Consider the following 19,983-nt stretch of genomic DNA (forward strand, 5'->3'; position numbering starts at 1 on the left):
AGGGTGGGTCACCATGACCCAACCGCATCAGGCTGTGATCAGTCGGCTGTCGCAAGAATTCGACTCTCTCGCCCGGCAGATGTCGCGAGTTTCCGGTGAGCTCAGTCAGCTGGATCGGCTGATCTCCGCCCCCGCGTCCACGCCGCCGGAAACCGCCGTCCCGCCGGCACCGCGATACGTCCCGCCGCCCGTCGCGCCGGCTCCCGTCGCCCCGCCGCACCAAGCCGGCACATACTGGCAGCACTACTACCAATCCTGGCGGCCGGCGACAGTCGCACCCCGCCCACCGCGCCCACCGCGTCAACCCAAACCCGTGCCGTCCGCCCCGCCCACTCCCCCGCGGCCCGTCGCCCCGGCCAGCCCGGACACGGCCCAATCCGGTTGGATCGGCAAGGTTCTGGCCGTCGCCGGTGTAGCTGTCACGCTGATCGGCGTGGTGCTGCTGCTCGTGCTGGCCGCGCAGGCCGGACTGTTACGACCGGAGATCCGGGTGGCCGGCGGCAGCGCACTGGCGCTCGCGCTCGTCGGCGTCGCTGCCCGATTGCGTAGCCGCCCGGGCGGCCGGATCGGTGCGATCGCCCTGGCCGCCACCGGTATTGCCGCGGAATACCTGGATGTGATCGCGGTCGTCACCATCTACAAGTGGGTCCCCGCGTCGCTGGGACTGGTACTGGCCGCCGTCGTGGGTGGCGCGGGTCTGGCTGTGTCGCGACGGTGGGGTTCCGAGCATCTCGCGCTGCTGGTGCTGATCCCACTGATCGGCCTGGCTCCCGTCCTCACCCGCGGTATCGACCTGCTCCTGGTCAGCTTCATGTTGGCGCTGTCGGCGGCCGCGTTGCCGGTGCAGTTGGGCAAGGACTGGATCTGGATGCACACCGCCCGCACCGCGGCGACGACGCTGCCGTTACTCCTCGCACTGGTCGCGGTCAACGACCACGACAACGCCTGGTTGGTCGGCGGAGCATGCGGAGTGGCGGCGACACTCGCCATCGTCGGCGGCGTGGTGCTGCTGCCCAGCACCACCAACGCGACCGCACTGGCACTGTTGACCGCCGCCGGTACCTTGCCGGTGCTGGCCAGCGCAGTCGGAGTGAATCACGTTCTGGCAGCGGTTCTTTCCGCCGCGGTGGCGGCCGCGATGCTCACCGTCACATTGCTGGGCGACCACCCCCGCATCGTCAGCCAGATCTGGTCGGCCTGGTCGGCGATCGCGGCACTGGTGGCCGTCACCGTTGCGTTCGACGGCTACGTCGCGGGCCCGCTACTGCTCGCACTGGCTATCGTGGTTGCGATCGCCGGTCGTCGGAATGACGTAGCACGCTGGGCTGCAACAGGATTCGGCACCATTGGGGCGGGGTGGTTCTACCATTACGCACCGCTGACGGCCTTGGTGCGGGCCAGCACGACGCCGCCGTCGGTTGCGGTGTCCACCCTGGCAGCCAGCCTGCTGGTGGTTGCTCTGGCATCCGTGCTGACCCGGGTCTTCCTCAACTCCGACTGCGCGGGCCTACTACTCGCGATCGCGGCGGCAGCGGTGGGCTACGCCGTGACCGCGTTCACCGTGACTGCGGGTGTTCTGATCGGTGGCACCGGAGGCGGATTCCTGGCCGGGCACATGGCGGCCACCATCTGCTGGATCGGCATGGCGGCAGCGCTTTTCGTGTATGCCCTGCGGTCTGGACATGACCACCGTAGCGAGGCGATCACGGCAGGGTTGGCGCTGACCGCGGCAGCCACCGCCAAGTTGTTCCTGTTCGACCTCGCCACGTTGGACGGCATCTTTCGGGTGGCGGCGTTCATCATCGTGGGTCTGGTGTTGCTGGGTATGGGCGCCGGCTATGCCCGCAGCCTGGCCGGCGTAGACCAACGCACCTGAAACGCACGGGGCCCCGCCGAACAGAGTGCAATTCGGCGGGGCGCCAACCGGTTACGCGAGCGGCCCCGCCCCGATGGCTTGCGCCAGCTGCTGTGGCAGGTAGCTCAGCAGCCCCGGAATGATGCCGCCGAACTGCGCGCCGCCGAGCGGCGAGGGATCGATGCCCTCTATGAGTGTCAATTGACCGCCCTGTAACGGCGTGAGCAGTCCACCCAACGGCAGACCGGTCGAGGTGTTGAGCGGCACTCCCAAACCAATGTCCACCGGAACATTGAGCGTCAGCATCGATTGCCCGTTCAAGAACCCGTTGGCAATCACCGCCGGCGCGCCGAGCAGCGACGCCGCCGCTCCCGGAATGTTGCCCGCCTGGAGGGCGGTCGTGACCGCCACCAGACTCGACTGGGCCGCAGCACCTGTGGTGACCACTGGACCTATCGCGTCAATCGCCAACACAAGCGGCAGGCCCACATGCAGCGGGAGCGTAGGTGCTACCAGGTCGATCGACTGAGTGACATCGGTCATGGTGGTGATGAGGTTGGTGGCGTTCTGCGATATCGCTGCGGGAATCGAACCGACCGGCAGCAGGTTGGTGAAGTTCTGTGCCATCTGCCCAGGGATGGTGAAGATCGGTCCGAGATCGCCGACTGCACCCACCGGCGAGACGACTACCACACCGGTGGGCAGGACCACACTGCTGAAGCCGGTGAAGAACGGCGCCAGGAACCCTGTTGCCAGAGTGTTCGCCGCGCTGGTGTAGTCGCCCGCCGCCAACGCCTGACCAGCCGCCTGCAGACTGGCCGGGAAGGCCTGCACGCCGGTGCCGAAGTCGCGCGCGGCAGCTGTCAACGACGTCGAAATCGTGTTGAAATAGCCTATCTGGTTATTAATGAACCCTTGGGCCAGCGCACCGGGCTGGAAATCAGCCAGACCCGAGAGCGCGTTGTGAATTACCACCGGTAGGTTCCCCAGCGTTGCGGGCAGGTTCTGTATGGCGCTGGCGAATCCGGTACTAATGGTCTGCAGGTAGCTGGCCTGATTGGCAATGAATTGCCGTAGGAATGGCATAGGGTTCGCCGAGACGGCACGAGTCAGGCTCTGCAAGTTCGCTGCGGTATTCGTCGACAACGCCTGGTACGGCGCCGCCACCTCGCCGGCGAATGTTGCAATCGCCTCCAGGGGAGACGCTCCCGCGGCGGCGCTGACCCCGCCGAGCAGCGACTGCGCAGCGGCCTCAGCGGCAGTGTATTGCGCTGCGCTCGCACCCACCAGATCTGCGAATTTTGCATGAAACGCATTGAGCTGCTTGCTGATTGCCTGGAACTCTGTCCCGTGCGAGCCGAATAGTTGAGCAATTGCCGCGGAAATCTCGTCGGCGCCCGCGGGCAGCACCGAAGTGGTCGCAGTCGCAGCCGACGCAGCGGCCTCGGTCAGCGCTGACTGGATACCCGCAAGGTCGTTGGCCGACGCCTGCACGAGTTCGGGTATCGCCACTACATACGACATATCAGTCTCCTTTGACTAGGCCCGGTATGACCCCTGGTCATCCGTACAACCCCGAAACTAAACACTTGTTTCTACATCGGGTCAAGTATCATAGGAAATTCACAGCATATTTTGCTCTACTAAATAGCTGAAATCCGGGTACCTTCAATAGCCCTGAATCCGCCGGATTCAGAGCGCAATATTAACCAAATCGCATGCAACTCAGCCGTTCGGGGACCGAACTAACTAGGTGCTGCCGCCAGCAGTGAATTCGTCAGGCGCGCGGCCCGAGCGACAACTGTTCAGGGCGGTGACGCGGCACGCCAGTGCGGTGTCTCGCCCGCGACGACCGGGTTCACCGGGCAACGGTTGCACATCTCAGACCCTTCGACACGGTACTTTGGTCGAACTAGCGAGTAACTTACTGCGGAGTAGGTTGTACGTTCGGATGGTAACTCGCAACCCGACGCATGTGCAATAGCTTCTCCGTGCGAACCGTCCGCTGCAGCATGGCCACAACGCTCACCACCCCCCGCGAGCAGACACAGAATCGCATTCAATCGGGTCGCGTGATGCGATTCTGTGTCTGCTCGCGCAGAAGCGGGGCCTAGGGCGCCTCGAGGATCGCCACCGCGGCCGCCGTATCCCCCTCGTGGGTCAACGACACGTGGATCGTCACGTCGGCCAGGTGCTTGGCGATTTCGCCACTGAGCCGGACCCGCGGGCGGCCCCACATGTCGGTGACCACCTCGATGTCGCGGTGGATGTCCTCGGGCAACACCGGCCGCTGCGCGAACCGCGAACCAGACCAGGCCTTGATCACCGCCTCCTTGGCCGCCCATCGGGCGGCCAGGTGCCGCGCCGCCGACGAACTCTTGTCGGAGGCGTCGCGACGCTCACCCGGGGTGAAGGTCTCGGCGAACACCGTGCCCGGCTGGTCGACCTGCTCGGCGAAATCAGGAATGGAGACAAGGTCAATCCCGATTCCGACGATGCCCATGGGTGGTGAGGCTATCGGATCAATCCGCGACGACCTGGTACGCCCCGTCCGCGCCCAACCGGGATGCGGTATTCAGCAGCATCGCCGCCTCCTGCGGCTTCTCCGGTCCGTCGTGGTCGAAACGGCGGTCCGGCGGCCGCTGATACATCGGCTCGCCGCCGGCAATGGCTGATGCCAGCCGCCGTTGGCCGGCCAACAGCCGGGACTCGGCGCGGCGCTGGTAGTCCGCCCGCTGCCCGGGTTCCAGCGCCGCGATGAACGCCTGCGGGTGGACCAGCGCGACCAGACCCGACACGTGGCCGAACCCGAGGCTGGTGAGCAGCCCGGCCTTGAGCGGGAACTTGTCACCCAAGCGCAGTGCGTCGCGCAACCAGACGAAGTGCGCCGAACCGGCCAACTCGTCGTCGACGCAGTCCAAACTGCGGTTCGGCGGAATCACGCCGTCGCGCAGCATCTGGCACATCCCCATCATCTGGAACACCGCCGCGCCGCCCTTGGCGTGACCGGTCAGGCTCTTCTGCGACACCACGAACAGCGGCGCACCTTCGGAGCGACCCAGCGAGTCGGCGAGCCGCTCATGCAACTCGGTCTCGTTCGGATCGTTGGCCAACGTCGACGTGTCGTGCTTGGAGATCACCGCGATGTCGTCGGCAGTGACGCCCAGTTTCGCCAGCGCCCGTGCCAGGGCGGAGTCTCTGCCGCCGCGGCCGGCGCCCAAGGCGCCCAGCCCGGGAGCCGGGATCGACGTGTGCACCCCGTCGCCGAAGGACTGCGCGTAGGCGACCACCGCCAGCACCGGCAACCCCATCCGCAGCGCCAGGTCGCCGCGGGCCAGCAGGATGGTGCCGCCCCCCTGCGCCTCGACGAAGCCCAGCCGACGCCGGTCGTTGGGCCGGGAGAACTTCGCGTCGTCGATGCCGCGGCCCCGCATCATCGCGGTGTCGGCGGTGGCGGCCATGTCACCGAAGCCGATGATGGCCTCCAGCGTGAGGTCGTCCAGCCCGCCTGCGACCACCAGCTCGGCTTTGCCCAGCCGGATCTTGTCGACGCCCTCCTCGACCGACACCGCGGCCGTCGCGCACGCGGCGACCGGGTGGATCATCGAGCCGTAGCTGCCGACATAGGACTGAATGACGTGTGCGGCAACGACATTCGGCAGTACTTCCTGCAGGATGTCGTTCGGCTTGTTACGGCCGAGCAGGTTGCCGTGGTACATGGTCTGCATCGACGTCATGCCGCCCATGCCGGTGCCCTGAGTGCTGGCCACCAGGCTCGGGTGCACGTAGCGCATCACCTCGGCCGGGGAGAACCCGGCGGACAGGAACGCGTCCACGGTGGTGACGATGTTCCACAGCGCCACCCGGTCGATCGAGTTGGCCATGTCCGGGCTGATGCCCCACACCGTCGGGTCGAAGCCGGTCGGGATCTGCGCCCCGACCACTCGCGACAACTTAGTCTTGCGGGGTACCCGGACCTCCGTGCCGGCTTTGCGGGTGACCTGCCAGTCGCCGGAGTCGGGCGCCGGCCGGATCACCGTGTGCTCGGGATCGAACTCGGCGAACGCTCGGGCCTCGGCTTCGGAGGACACCACGAAGGTGAAGTCCTTGTCCAGGAAGACCGACACCAGCAGCGGCGACGCGTGGTCGGGGTCGATCGCACCGTCGTCGACGAACTCGCGGATACCGCAGCGCTCCACCACGGTGTCGTGGTAGCGCTCGACCAGTTCGGATTCGTCCACCAGATCGCCGGATTGCGTGTCGTACCAACCAGGTTGGGGGTCCTCTTCCCAGCGGATCAACCCGGTGGTCCAGGCCAGCTCCAACACACCGGCCGCCGACAGCTCGTTTTCGACCTCCATCTCGAAGCGGGTGCGCGACGATCCGTACGGCCCGAGTTCGGCGCCGCCGACGATCACCACCAGGTCGGCCGGGTCGACGGCGAGGTCGTCCCAGTCCGGCGGCGGTGCCGGGCGGTACCCGCGGGGCGGCGACGGCAGCGCGGCGATGGTCCCCTCGGCCGGCGCGTCGTCGGCAGGGGCGGACTCCGAGGTCATCTCCTCGCGCGCCTTGGCGGCCAGCTCCGCCATGTCCAGCTCGACGTCGGCCAGCCCGCCGGTGAAGTCGGCCTTGATCGGCGAACTCGACGCGGCGACTTTGGATTCCACGTCGCACAGGCCGAGCAGCATCGCCGCCATCTCGTCGGTCGAATAGGTGGTGACACCGGCCTGCTCGACGGCGGTGACGATCGCGTCGTTGTGCCCCATCAACCCGGTACCCCGGGTCCAGCCGATCAGCGCGTGCGCCAGGCTGACCCGTTCGGCCCACGAGGTTTCGGCGTGCCAGCGGCTCACCACGGCGTCCAGCGCCGACTTGGCTTCACCGTAAGCGCCGTCACCGCCGAACATTCCGCGGTTGGGTGAACCGGGCAGCACCACGTGCAACCGGGAGGCGATGTCGCGCTCGGCACCGATCTTCGACAGCCCGCTGATGAGTCGTTGCGCCGCCCACAGCAGCACCTTCATCTCCATCTCGGCGCGGGCCCCGACCTCGGAGAGGTCACCGACCACCCGCGGCGCTGCGAACGGGAACAGCAGCGTGGGAGTCTGCGCGTCCTTGAGGTGAATCGATTGCGGCCCAAGGCTTTCGATCTGCTCGGTGCCGACCCATTCGACCAGCGCGTCGATGTCGGAGTAGGACGCCATATTGGCCGGCACCACCCACAGCGTCGCGCCGTAGCGTGCGTGATCACGGTAGAGGGTGCGGTAGAACGCCAGCCGTTCGTCGTTGAGCTTCGAGGTGGTCGCGATCACCGTCGCGCCGCCGTCAAGCAGTCGCGCGGCCACCGACGCGGCGATCGATCCCTTGGAAGCACCTGTCACCACGGCGATTTCGCTGCTGCAGGGACCGGGGTCCGGGTTCTCGGCACCGGCGGCGATCCTGCCGTACAGCGAGGCGTGGACCTGACGGCCCGCGGCCAGCGACTTGCCCTGCCACCAGGTGGCCTGGGTCGCCACCACGTGACCGGCACCTTCGAAACGCTCCGAGAGCCGAACCCAGTCGGCGTCGATGTCACCTTCGTCGGTCAGCCACAGCTTGACCAGGTCCTCGCGGGCGCTGGCCCAGCGGTCGTCGAAGACGACGGCCTTCTTCCCGTCGAACGCCGGCGCCACCAAACGTGGCCAGTCCGCACCCAATTCGGTGGTGACCAGGTCGATGAGTTCGGCGTCGGTGGTTGTCGGCGACACGGCGACCGGGTCGTCAAGACCCAACTGCCCCAGCACCAACCGGGCAGCTGAAGCCAGCACCCCGTCCCGACCGGTGATCTGGTCGGTGAACTCGCTCAGTGCGGCCGCGTCGACGGTCGCGCCACCGCCACCGCCAGCCGAGGGCAGCGACACCGACACGCCCCGGCGGGCGGCGACCGCAGCCACTGCCGCGTCGATGACCTTGTCGACCGACGCCGCGTCGGCCAGCGCACCCTCGTGCAGATGGCCCATGGCGCCGCCACGGACACTGGTGCCCTCGCGGGTACCCAGCGCCACCTCGACGGTCACGTGCTTGGCCCAACCCTCGCCCAACTCCCAGGTCTTGGTGACCCGTTCGGCGATGGCGCCGGGGCGCTTGCCCGAGGGGCCCAGCACGGTACGCAACTGGTCGTTGATCGCATCGGAAAGCACTGGGCCATAGGGTTTGTAGGTGCGGGCCAGCTTGGTGACCTGCGCGCGCAGCCCGGCCAGGTCGGCCTCGGCGGCGCCGTCGATGGCACCCAGGTTCAGCTCAGAACCCAGGTCCACCAGCAGCTGGTTGCGCCGCGACGACGCGCCGTCGGTGATCGACTCGATGGAGTCCAGCGGCTCGATCTGGTCGATGCGCATCTTGGCCGAGATCGCGATCAGCGCCACGGTGGCGTCGGCGGCGTCGAAACCGATGTCCTCGGGACGCGGGCCTCCGGACGGTGCCGCGGCGGGAACCGGCGCGGCGGCAACGGCTTCCGACGCCGGCGCGTCGGTCCCGGGCTCATCGGCCACCGGTTCGTCTTCCGGCTCCGGGTCGGTGTCAGTAGCGAACAGCACCGAGGCATCCCGCTCGGCATTGAGCACTTCCACTGTGCTGTGCGCGTATTCGGGCAACTTGAGGGTGTTGGTGGCCAGACCCGCGACGGTCGGCGCTGTCTTCACGCCGATCTCGACGAAGCGCTCCACGCCCAGGCCGCCGGCGGCCTCCTCGATGAACAACAGGTCCTGAGTCTCGATCCAGCGCACCGGGCTGGCGAACTGCCAGGCCAGCAGCTCGATCAGGACCTTACGGGCCAGGTCGCGGGGCCGCTCGTTGCGCCAGGTGTCGTAGTCGGCGAGGATTTCGTCGAGCGGTTCGGCGGGAACCAGGTCGCGGATCTCCTGAATGAAGTCGCGATCCAGCGTGAACGGCCGCGGCACCAGGTTGGGGATGTAGCGGCCCAGGATCACCTTGGGATCCTTGTCGCGCGGCATCAGCCGTTCCAGCGACCGCCGGAATTCGTCCACCCCGACGCGCAGCACCCGCGAGTGGAACGGCACGTCGATGCCTGGCACCAGGATGAAAGAGCGCTTGCCGCCGGTGATTTCGCGGCGCCGCTCTACCTCGGCTTCCAGCTCTTTGAGGCCCCGCACGGTACCGGCGATGGCGTACTGCGAACCACGCAGGTTGAAATTGACGATCTCCAAAAACTCACCGGTGCGCTCGGCGATCTGGGCGACGAACGCGGTGACCTCGTCGTCCGGCAGGTCGATCTGCGAGGGCCGGATCGCGGCCAGGCGGTAGTTGGAGCGGCCCAGCTCGTCACGCGGCACGATGTCGTGCATCTTCGACCCGCGATGGAACACGGCTTCCAGCAATGCTTCCAGTTCGAAGACACCGCTGACGCAGGCCAGCGCGGTGTATTCGCCGACCGAGTGGCCGCAGGTGATGGCCTCGTCGACGAACGCGCCCTGCTCGCGCATCTCGGCAACCTGCGCGGCCGCCACCGTCGCCATCGCCACCTGGGTGAACTGCGTCAGGAACAGCACCCCGTCCGGGTGGTGGTAGTGCACCCCGCTGGCGATGATGCTGGTCGGGTTGTCGCGCACCACGTGCAGCACCGAGAAGCCCAACGTGTCGCGGGTGAACTTGTCCGCCTCGTCCCACACCTTGCGGGCCGCTTTGGAGCGGGCCCGCACGTCCATGCCCATGCCCTTGTGCTGGATGCCCTGGCCGGGGAAGGCGTAGACCGTCCTGGGCGAGGCCAGCCGGGCGCTGGCAGACATGACCAGCTCCGCGCCGACTTTCGCGGTGACCTCGAGAACCTCTGCGCCCTGGTCGATTCCGACCCGCTCCACCCGGAAGTCCACTTCGTCGCCGGGCAGCACCATGCCCAGGAACCGCGCGGTCCAGCCGATCAGTCGCGCCGGCGGGCGCGCCTGGCCGTCGGTGGCGGTCACCGCGTGCTGCGCCGCCGCAGACAGCCACATGCCGTGCACGATCGGCGAGCCCAACCCCGCCAGGAGCGCGGCGGCCTTGTCGGTGTGGATGGGGTTGTGGTCGCCGGACACCACGGCGAACGGGCGCATGTCGACGGGCGCGCCGATGGTGACGTCGCGACGGCGCCGGCGCGGGGTGTCGGTGGCGTTCTCCGAGACCGCGCCACCGGCGCGGGCCGGGTCGGCGAGTTCGGCGGACCCGGTGCGCCCCAGGATCGCGAACCGCTCGTCGAGGGTGGCGATGAGCGCGCCGTCATTGTCGGAGACCCGGACCGAGACGGGCACTACGCGGCCCATATCGGTGTCGGTGGCCGCCGAAGCCGTTGCGACGACGGTCAATTCGGTCGGTACCGTCGGCAACTGCTGAGCCAGCCGGGTCGCGTGGTCGAGGTGCACCAGGCTGAGCAGGCCTTCGACCACGGGCACGCCATCGTCGGTGGTGGCCGCGCCGATCGCGGCGAAGACGGCGGGCCAGCAGTGCCCGACGAGCGCGTCGGGCACGGTGGTCAGGCTGGGTGCCAGCGGCTCGCCGAAGGTGGCGGTGACGCCGGTGTGGTCAGCGACCCGTTCGGGATCCCAGCCGACGGTGACGGTGGCGGCGCCGTTTTCCACTGCGGGCAGCGATTCGGGGCCGTCGACACCGGCAGCGATGGCCAGCACACAACGCATGGCCGCACTGGCGTTCTCGGTGGACACCACGGGTATGCCACCGTCGATTGTGTTGGCGGGCAACTCGAATGGAATATCGATCCAGGTTCCCGACACCGGCACACTGAGCACGACGCCGTTGTCGTCGGAGCCGACCGCCAGCCGCGACCCGGTGGATGTGTGTGTGGCGGTGCGGTTTTCGCGCACCTGCCAGTCGGCCGGCGGTGCGATCCGGTGCACCGGGTTGGTGGTGGTGCGCCCGGCCCACCGCACGTCGGGTGCGTCGAGCACGAGGGCCAGCGGTCCGCGCAGATCGGCGCGACCGAGGCGGCGCGCCGTCACATCCGTCGGCTGGGCCCCGGTGGCGAGTACCTCGTCGATGGCGGCCTGCTCGAAGCGGTCGAGCAATTCACCGACCGGCTCGTCCATCCGGGTGATGCCGGACACCGCCGCCGGCCCGGGGATGATGCACACCTGGTCGGCGTCGTAGCGGGCGTCGTGCGCCTGCCACAGCGAGTCGCTGCGCCACCAGCGGCGCACGTCCTTGTCGATGACCGGCACGAAATTGACCGGCTTACCCGGCTTCTTGCACAACGTGACGAAGAACGGCACGTCGGCGGGATGCAGCTGCACTGTCTCGGCGTCCGGGTAACGCTCGACCAGGGCCGCGAGAGCCCGGTCCGGGCTTTCCAACAACTCGCGGTCGGCGTAGAGGGTCTCGATCTGACCGACATCCTGCGGGTGCAGTCGGGATTCGGTGCGCTTGAGCATCTCTTCGAACCGGTCCCGCCACGTGTCGGCCAGCCAGGGACTGCCGGGTGCGGCGGTGTCGGCGGTCGAATTGCCTTCTCCGATGGCCAGTTCGACATAGCGGCGCAGCCACTGCAGGTAGGTCATCTCTCCGACGTCGCCGAAGTACGGCTTGGCGGTGCCGGCCATCGCGGCGATGATCTCGTCGCGCCGCTCGGCGACCGCGTCTGCGTCACCGGCCACCTCGTCGAGCAGCTGCCCGCACCGGGAGGCGCTGTTATCGATCTCGTGGATGTCTGCGCCCAGCTGGCTGCGGCTGGAAGCCATGCCGCCCTGGGCTTTTCCGGCGCTGATCCACTGGTCGGTGCCCTGGGTCTCGACCAGCATCTGCTTGACCGAGGGCGAGGTGGTGGCCTCCAGCGTGGCCATCGCCGCGGTGCCGACCAGGATGCCGTCGATCGGCATCGACGGGAAACCGTAAGCCTCCGCCCAACGTCCGGACAGGTACTCCGCAGCCCGTTCCGGGGTGCCGATGCCACCGCCGACGCAGACGGTGATGTTGGAGCGCGAGCGCAACTCCGAGTAGGTGGCCAGCAGCAGGTCGTCGAGGTCCTCCCAGGAGTGGTGACCACCGGCGCGGCCGCCCTCGACGTGCATGATCACTGGCTTGGTGGGCACCTCGGTGGCGATGCGGATGACCGAACGGATCTGCTCGATAGTGCCGGGCTTGAACACCACGTGGCTGATGCCGATGTCGTTGAGTTCTGCGATCAGGTCGACGGCGTCCTCGAGTTCCGGGATGCCGGCGCTGACCACCACGCCGTCGATCGCCGCGCCAGACTGGCGAGCCTTCTGGACCAGCCGCTTGCCGCCCAGCTGCAGCTTCCACAAATAGGGGTCCAGGAACAGCGCGTTGAACTGGTAGGTGCGGCCGGGTTCGAGCAGCCCGGACAGCTGCTCGACACGGTCGGCGAAGATCTCCTCGGTGACCTGTCCGCCCCCGGCCAGCTCGGCCCAGTGCCCGGCGTTGGCCGCGGCGGCGACGATCTTCGCGTCGACGGTGGTCGGGGTCATGCCGGCCAGCAGAATCGGCGACCGGCCGGTCAGCCGGGTGAACTTCGTCGACAACTTCACCCTGCCGTCGGGCAGTCGGACCACCGTCGGCGCGTAGCTCGACCAGGCCCGGGCCACCTCGGGGGTGGCCCCGACGGTGAACAGGTTGCGCTGACCACCGCGCGTTGCCGCGGGCACGATGCCGATGCCCAGACCGCGGATGACCGGCGCGGTCAACCGGGTCAGGATGTCCCCGGGACCCAGGTCGAGGATCCAGCGCGCACCGGCGTCGTGGACCTTGGTGATCTCCTCGACCCAGTCGACCTTGCGGACCAGGATCGCTTCGGCCAGTTGCCGGGCCAGCGCGACATCCAGCCCCACCTTCTCGGCCCAGCGCCCGACAATCTCGATGCCGTCGGCCAGCCGCGGGGTGTGGAAGCCGACCTCGACCTTGACGGCGTCGAACACCGGCGCGAAGACGTCGCCGCCGCGCAGCTTGTTCTTGCGCTCGGCTTCTTCCTTCTCCGAGATCTGGTGGCAGTACAGCTCAAAGCGGGACAACTGTTCCGGGGTACCGGTGATGACGACCGAGCGGCGGCCGTTGCGGATGGACAACACCGGCGGCAGCACGGTACGCACGTCCTGGGCGAAGTCGTCGAGCAGGCGTCCGATCCGCTCCGGGTCGGCGTTGGTGACCGACACCATGGGCGGGCGGTCGCCGAGCACCGAGATCCCCCGCCGCCGGGCGACCAGCGTGCCGGCGGCACCCACCAGTTGAGCGATGGCGAACAGCTCGACATCGCGCGCGCCGCCGGCCTTGAGCGCCTCGACGGCGAGCACACCTTGGGAATGTCCGGCAACGGCGACCGGCGGGGTTTCGACCAGGTCCATGCCTTGCCGGGCGAGCGCGCGGATGGCCGCCACCTGGGTCAGCAGCACCCCGGGCACCGAGACCGCCGCCGACGTCAGGTGCTTCTCGGAGGGGATGGCATCTTCGGCGGCCAGCGCGCGCACCCACCGCAGCGGCTCGAAACCGATCGGACGCACCACGACCAGCTCTTTTGCCACCGGCTCGAGTAGCAGCTCGACCTCGCCGACCAACGTCGCCAATTCGGATTCGATGCCCGCCCCGGACACCAGTTCTTCCAGCGTCTCCAGCCACGCACTGCCTTGGCCGCCGAACGCAACGGCGTACGGCTCGCCGGTGGTCAGGCGATCGACCAGAGCATGTGCGTTGTGCGGACCGCTGCCGTCACGGTCGGCGGACACCCAGTCGTGCCTCTCGTGGATCGTCACCTTGTATCTCCCTCAAAACCTCTGTGTCGCATCTCGGTTCGATCGCCCGGTTTCCCGGGGCCGCATCGACTTCCGGGCGATTCCGCACCGAATCGCCAGCCGATCGTCGGTGTGACCGGTGCGGTCCGGGGCTGCTGCGGCGGCCTCAGAACCTCGAACGATCGGCATCGGTCCCAATAAGAGTGTCATGAGGATCTCCACGAATTCTTGGAGCGATTGGTTACTGGCGAGTTCTACGCACGGGTAACCGTGTCGTGGGTAACACCGCGTTTGGCCGCCGGAGCGAGCGGCGCCGACAAACGTCCTGCATGCAGGTGGTTACGGTCGAGTAGCTATAACTCCGCTGTTCAAAGCAGTATTGTTATCAAATCGTTATATGAAAAATTTCGCCCTCAAGCGTCGCGTAATGAGCCGCCCAGCGGGCTGTCGCGGATTCATCCGTGTAGCCGACCGCCGAAGCTGCGCGAACAAGTGTTTGCTGGAAAGTGCGAGGCGGGCCCGCGGCAGAGCCTGGGAACCGACCGGGGGTCAGGCCCACTGCCCGAATTGGGGCTTGAGGATCTCGTTGACGTCGACGCCGACGCCGCCGACCGAGCGCTTGTCGATCTCGACCTGATGCAGGTGCGCGGCGGGGTGTTCGTACCCCTTCGGCGATCCCCAGTTGTGCTGCCAGAAGTAGGTGCCCAAGCCGTCGTTGACCGCCCAGTCGATGGTCTTCGAGTTGGCGTAGACACCCGTGCGCTGGTGCCCGACAACCGACTCCCAGGACCGCAGGTAGGGGACGATCTGGTTCTTGTACTGGTCGTGCGAGGGATCGTCGTCGATGGAGGCGTAGATGGGGGCACTGGACGGGCCGCCGGCGGCGGCGTGCAGTTCCATGCCGCGCTTGGCGTGCTGCAGGCCTGCGGCAGCCCCACCCAGCCAGTCCGACGTGCTGCCTTTGCCGAATTGGTAACAGGACACGATCTTGAGTCCGCTCCCGTGCAGGTCGCGCGCCTCGGCCAGCTGAATGGGCTTGCCCAGCATCCAGGCACCGCCGGGCCGGCGGTCCGACACGTACCGGATCGCCCCGACGGCACCCGCGGCCCGGATCTCGCTGGCAGGGATGACGCCGGCCGCGTAGTCCAGCAACGTGCCGAGCGAGGCCGCGGCGGGCGCCGCGCGCAGGGACGCTGCCGCAGCACCCAGCCCCAGCAGGCCGGGTGTCGCCGCGGCGAGTTTGAGCACGTCACGCCGAGAGACCGACATGCGGCACAGAGTAGTTCACTGTTCCCAGAAATCACGTTGGCCACACTGGACACAACGCATCACCTTGGCATCGTTCTTGGGTTGTCGAGCCTGTACTCAGCGCCGCATTCTGTGCGCGCCGACGTCCTCACTGCAGTCTCGGTGCCACCTGTTCAGGCTCGACACTTCCGGTGCGTCCGGTCAGCGGTCGGGCAGCACGATCACGCTGATCGCTTCGAGTCCGCGCCGGGCCGTCTGCTGAGCGATCTCGTCGATCAACATCGGCGCCGCGGGGTTGATCGAGCGCGCCCACGCGCGGAAGCCCTGCACGATCACCGGGTCGTTCTCCAACAGCGGTTGCACCCTGCGCAGAGCACCCACCACGTCGTCGGGCAACGGCTCGGCCACCTGCGCATCAATCCACCTGCCTGCGAGTTCCGCTACCGCCGAGACGTTGTCGCCCAGCGCGATCACGTCAGCGGCGAGTTGGCGGAGTCGATCGAACAGCACCCGCCGCCCCGGGCATCCGGACAGTTCCGCCAACAACGTGCTGGCAGCGGGCGGCAGCACCATCTGCCCGAACAAAGCGGGCACCGGCAACTGCCACTCGTCGAAGAGCTCGGCATACATCGCGGCCACCGGGGCGGCCAACGGCTCGGACAGTCTGCCCATCACGCCGATGCTGTCGCGGTGGGTGGTCGCCAGTCGGCGCAGGATGTGCTCGTTGACGTCGCCGCCGCCGGCGTCGGTGGCGGCATCGATCGCAGTGATCAGCTGGTCCAACCGGTCGCGCTGGCGCACCAGCAGTGTGCGGTGTTCGTCGAGCAGGTCGGACAGCGTCGTCTGCCCGTCATCCAGCAACCGGGCGATGTCGTTGATGCTGACGCCGAGGCTTCTCATCAGGTCGATGCGCAGCAGGTCGAGCACCTGCTCGACATCGAAGACCCGATACCCGTTGCTGAGGTGCTCGGCACGCAACAATCCGATTTTCTCGTAGTGGCGGATGCGACCTGAGGCGATTCCCGTCAACGCGGTGACCTCGCCGATCAACAACTGGTCAGCCACGTCTTGACCTTACAACGGTCATAAGGTCTGTACTGGAAGCAGAAAAGCTTGGAGACAGGACTGCAGGAGGCTTCCGGTGGATCACGATCAGCTCATCGATCTCACCCGTCGTGCGCTCAAATTGGCGCGGGACAAAACGACCGACCTCGCACCTGCGCCGCACCGGGTCAACGCGGCTGAGTACACCGCACGGGAGCGGCACGAGCGCGATCGGGTCATGGTGCAGGCCAGCCCGCAATTGGTCGGCTATGTCTCCGAACTGCCGCGGCCGGGGGCCTATTGCACCAAGACAGTGCTGGGCCGGTCCATCCTGTTGACCCGCACGGCCGACGGCTCGGTCAAGGCATTCGACAACATCTGCCTGCACCGGCAGGCGCCGGTCGCATCGGGTTGCGGTGTCGCCAAACGGTTCACCTGCCCCTACCACGCCTGGACCTACGACAACACCGGCCGGTTGGTTGCGTTGCCGGGACGGGAAGGATTCCCGGACACCACGCTGAAGTCTGACGGGCTGACCGAGCTGCCGGCCACCGAATACGCCGGATTCCTCTGGATAGCATTGGATCCCGAAGTGGAGCTGGATGTCGCGGCCCACCTGGGGCCATTGGCTGCCGAACTGGATTCGTGGGGTATCGGACGGTGGACTCCGCTGGGCGAGAAGGTGCTCGATTCGCCCATCAACTGGAAGCTAGCGGTGGATACCTTCGCGGAGAACTACCACTTCGCCACCGTGCACGAAAAGACGTTTGCGACCCTGGCGCGCAGCAATTGCACGGTGTTCGATGCGTTCGGACCCCACCACCGGTTGATCTTCCCGCTCAACACAATTCTGGATCTGGAGGATGTGCCTGAGCAGCAGTGGGTGCCGCTGAACAACCTGGTGGTCATCTACGCGTTGTTCCCCAACATCGTGATCTCAGTGACCATCGCCAACGGTGAGTTGTTCCGGGTCTACCCGGGTGATCAGCCGGGGCGGTCGATCACCGTCCATCAGAATTCGACGCCGTTGGACATCTCTGAGGAATCCGTGGCGGCCGGCGCGCAGACCGTCTTCGAATACGCCCACGCCACCGTTCGCGACGAGGACTACCGGTTGGTCGCGCAACTGCAGGCCAACCTGGAATCCGGTGCGCGCGAACAGCTTCTGTTCGGGCGCAACGAGCCGGGGTTGCAGCACCGACACCTTGCCTGGCAGCAGGCAGTCGACGCGCGCGGCTGAATCTTTCGGGATTTACGCCGACTGCGACAGCGCCTCGGCGAGAGCTTCGAGCACCTCTGCGTGTTCCGGAGCGTCGGCCATCGCCGCCCGGACGACCTCGAGTGCCTCGCTGCAGCGACCGGACGCCAGTAGCTGGGTGAGCCGGTCGACCAGGTCCGGTGCCGCTTCGGTGGCCAACACCTGCAGCAACTCCCAATCCCGGTACAGCGCCAGCGAACGCTCGTTGAACGCGAACGCCGTCACCGGCTCACCGGCCAGCGTTCCCCGGTAGCGGTAGGGCCCTTCCATGTACTCGATTGGCAAGCCGTGCGCCGGGGCCGGCACCAGCGGCTCGCCGACGATATCCAATTGGAGTGGAGCACAGACGATTCGATGCCGATCAGGCAGATAGCGGGCCTTGACGGGCGGGCGGATCAGCGCTCTGATCTCGTCCGGCCAGCGCACGTAGCTGGTGATGGTGACGTCGAAATCCTCGACGCACTCCGGGGCCCTGCCGTCGGGGTAGCTGGTGGTGATGCCGGTAAACGGTTGCAGCGCATTGCCTTCGGTGCGCAGGAACTGGCGCCAGATGCTCATGTCGACGCCGTTGTCGAAGTTGATGGTCCGCCATTCGTGCGATCGGGTGCGCGGCGGCTCACCAGTTCCCCCACCCGCGTACTTCGGGAACCATTGCCGGTCGACGTGCCCGCTGGTGCCGGTGACGCGTTCGGTGCTGTCACCCCAGCGCAGCGTTCCGGTCATCACCATCCCGGTCTGGAAGTAGGAGTAGGTGTCGTCCTGACCGAAGCAGGCGATCTTGCCGTGGTAAGCCGCTGCGCCCAACGGGGTCGGTGCGCGTGTCGGCGTGACCGCCAGGTCCAGGTGCATGGGCTGCCCGTGCTGGTCGGTGCCCACCAGGCTGATGTCGTAGGTGTAGGGCAGCAACTCTCCGTCGTCGTCGCGCGTCGTCCAGCGGGCGGTGCCGGCACCGGTGTCGTATGCGAGGTCGAGATGGCCGACAGCGGTGGTCATCTTGGGCTTGACCCCTGGTTCCATGCTGGCCGGCGGCATGTCGTAATCGGTGAAGGTGCCGTACGCACCGGTGTCGAGATCGAACAACGCCAGCGTGTAGAAGTCGGCGACGATCGAGCCGCCGGGCCGGTTCTTGTTGAAGATGGTCAGGAACGCGAATGACCTACCGGTGTCGGCTGCGGCGAGTTCACCGGCGATGAACCAGGTGTCGGACTCCTGACCGGGGTGCTCGCCTTCGGCGGCGGGAAATTCCAGTTGGCTGTCACCGGGTACCAGCTGGAACGGGTAGCTGCGCCAGTCGTTCGTCACAGGTTGCCTTGCCTCTGCTGAATTTTTGCTATGTTAGCATCAATAGTGAATTTAACCGTCGCCTGCCCTGAGGTGGTGCCCCGATGACGGCGAATCCCCGCTCTTACGACGAATTGTTCGTCGGCGGTCGATGGCGCAAACCCACAGCAACGGAACGGATTTCCGTCATCTCCCCGCACTCCCAGGAGACGATCGCCGAGGTTCCGGCCGCAGGCCCCGACGACATCGAGGCCGCGGTCGCTGCGGCGCGCCGAGCCTTCGATCACGGCCCGTGGCCGCGGCTGGAACCGCAGGAACGGATGCGCAAAATCGATGAGCTGGCCGGCGTCTACGGTCGGCACATCGAGGAGATGGCCGACCTGATCACCGCACAGATGGGTTCGCCGCGCAGCTTCAGCAGACTGGGCCAGGCGGCCGGAGCCGCCTCGATGATCCACCTGGCATTGGCGACCGCGCGGGAGTTCCCGTGGGTGGAGCGCCGTCGCGGTGTGCTCGGCGAAGCGCACCTGCGCCGCGCCCCGGTCGGGGTGGTCGGGGCGATCGTGCCGTGGAACGTCCCGCAATGCCTGATCATGCCGAAACTGATTCCCGCATTGCTGGCGGGCTGCCCGGTTATCATCAAGCCCGCACCCGAAACCCCTTTGGACGCTTTGTGGTTGGCCGAGATGATCGAGCAACTCGACCTGCCCGAAGGTGTGGTCTCGGTGCTCACCGGCGGGCCGGAGGTCGGCGAGGCGCTGGTGCGTCACCCGGGCGTGGACAAGATCGCGTTCACCGGTTCCAGCGCCACCGGCCGGCGCATCGCCGCGTTGTGCGGTGAGCAGTTGAAACGGGTGAGCCTGGAACTCGGCGGCAAGTCCGCGGCGATCGTCCTCGACGACGCCGACATCGGCAGGACGGTAAGCGGATTGAAGACGGCCAGCTTGATGAACAACGGGCAGGCCTGCGTTGCGCAGACGCGCATCCTGGTCAGCCAACGGCGCCACGACGAGCTGGTGGACGCGCTGGCCGACATGATGTCCTCGCTGCGGGTGGGTGACCCTGACGATGAGAAGACCGACATCGGACCCCTTGTCGCCCAACGACAACAGGCCCGGGTACAGGACTACATCCGGTCCGGGCAACAGGAAGGCGCCCGCGTCGTGATCGGCGGGGACGACAGCCCCGCGCCGCGCGGCTGGTACGTGCGCCCCACCCTGTTTACCGACGCGACCAACGACATGCGGATCGCCCGCGAGGAGATCTTCGGCCCGGTGCTGACCGTGCTCACCTACGACGACGAGGACGACGCGATCCGGATCGCCAACGACAGCGACTACGGCCTGGCCGGTTCGGTGTGGACTGCCGACGTCGCGCATGGCTTGGAGATCGCCGCGCAGGTGCGCACCGGCACCTACGGCATCAACATGTACATGCTCGACATCAGTAATCCGTTCGGCGGCTTCAAACACTCCGGGCTGGGGCGCGAATTCGGTCCGGAGGGGTTGCACGAATACGTGGAGCTGCAGTCGATCGCGTGCGGCGGCAAGTTACCGCCGCTCTGACTCTCGTTG

At 67.2% G+C, this 19,983-nt stretch carries 9 protein-coding genes; 3 read left to right on the forward strand and 6 right to left on the reverse strand.

From position 1 onward, the window contains the following. The first annotated feature begins 13 nt into the window (after positions 1 to 13). Positions 14 to 1,876, forward strand: coding sequence for a DUF2339 domain-containing protein (locus AC5Y3Z_RS15910; protein ID WP_463826464.1), 1,863 nt, complete (start codon positions 14 to 16; stop codon positions 1,874 to 1,876). Positions 1,877 to 1,927: 51 nt separating this feature from the next. On the opposite strand, the gene AC5Y3Z_RS15915 is transcribed toward AC5Y3Z_RS15910, so the two are convergent. The 5 genes from AC5Y3Z_RS15915 to AC5Y3Z_RS15935 form a co-directional block, all read right to left on the reverse strand. Further along, complete coding sequence (locus AC5Y3Z_RS15915) at positions 1,928 to 3,367, reverse strand: PE family protein (RefSeq protein WP_463826465.1); 1,440 nt, start codon at positions 3,365 to 3,367, stop codon at positions 1,928 to 1,930. 598 nt (positions 3,368 to 3,965) lie between these two features. Beyond that, entirely contained in the window at positions 3,966 to 4,358 is a 393-nt protein-coding gene (gene acpS / locus AC5Y3Z_RS15920; protein ID WP_463826466.1) for a holo-ACP synthase AcpS, read from the reverse strand. A 19-nt stretch (positions 4,359 to 4,377) separates the two neighbouring features. Further along, positions 4,378 to 13,599, reverse strand: a complete 9,222-nt coding sequence (locus AC5Y3Z_RS15925; RefSeq protein ID WP_463826467.1) for a fatty acid synthase subunit beta domain-containing protein — start codon at positions 13,597 to 13,599, stop codon at positions 4,378 to 4,380. 528 nt (positions 13,600 to 14,127) lie between these two features. Then, the gene (locus AC5Y3Z_RS15930) at positions 14,128 to 14,847 is read right to left on the reverse strand and encodes a DUF1906 domain-containing protein (RefSeq protein ID WP_463826468.1); all 720 of its coding nucleotides are present in this window, start codon (positions 14,845 to 14,847) and stop codon (positions 14,128 to 14,130) included. 180 nt (positions 14,848 to 15,027) lie between these two features. Continuing rightward, positions 15,028 to 15,891: a MerR family transcriptional regulator gene (locus tag AC5Y3Z_RS15935; protein WP_463826469.1), complete on the reverse strand. Its 864-nt coding sequence runs from the start codon at positions 15,889 to 15,891 to the stop codon at positions 15,028 to 15,030. A gap of 76 nt (positions 15,892 to 15,967) precedes the next feature. Between AC5Y3Z_RS15935 and AC5Y3Z_RS15940 the strand changes: the two genes are divergently transcribed. After that, entirely contained in the window at positions 15,968 to 17,110 is a 1,143-nt protein-coding gene (locus tag AC5Y3Z_RS15940) for an aromatic ring-hydroxylating oxygenase subunit alpha (RefSeq protein WP_463826470.1), read from the forward strand. 12 nt (positions 17,111 to 17,122) lie between these two features. On the opposite strand, the gene AC5Y3Z_RS15945 is transcribed toward AC5Y3Z_RS15940, so the two are convergent. Next, positions 17,123 to 18,430, reverse strand: coding sequence for a lipocalin-like domain-containing protein (locus AC5Y3Z_RS15945; protein WP_463826471.1), 1,308 nt, complete (start codon positions 18,428 to 18,430; stop codon positions 17,123 to 17,125). 83 nt (positions 18,431 to 18,513) lie between these two features. Between AC5Y3Z_RS15945 and AC5Y3Z_RS15950 the strand changes: the two genes are divergently transcribed. Continuing rightward, positions 18,514 to 19,974: an aldehyde dehydrogenase gene (locus AC5Y3Z_RS15950; RefSeq protein WP_463826472.1), complete on the forward strand. Its 1,461-nt coding sequence runs from the start codon at positions 18,514 to 18,516 to the stop codon at positions 19,972 to 19,974. Positions 19,975 to 19,983: the final 9 nt, after the last annotated feature.

The sequence above is a fragment of the Mycobacterium sp. NGS61 genome, from assembly GCF_059812325.1.

Bases quoted from the DNA above. Each gene is read 5' to 3' on its own strand.
- AC5Y3Z_RS15910 (WP_463826464.1), top strand. From the start codon at position 14: ATGACCCAACCGCATCAGGCTGTGATCAGTCGGCTGTCGCAAGAATTC.
- AC5Y3Z_RS15930 (WP_463826468.1), bottom strand. From the start codon at position 14,847: ATGTCGGTCTCTCGGCGTGACGTGCTCAAACTCGCCGCGGCGACACCC.
- acpS (WP_463826466.1), bottom strand. From the start codon at position 4,358: ATGGGCATCGTCGGAATCGGGATTGACCTTGTCTCCATTCCTGATTTC.
- AC5Y3Z_RS15950 (WP_463826472.1), top strand. From the start codon at position 18,514: ATGACGGCGAATCCCCGCTCTTACGACGAATTGTTCGTCGGCGGTCGA.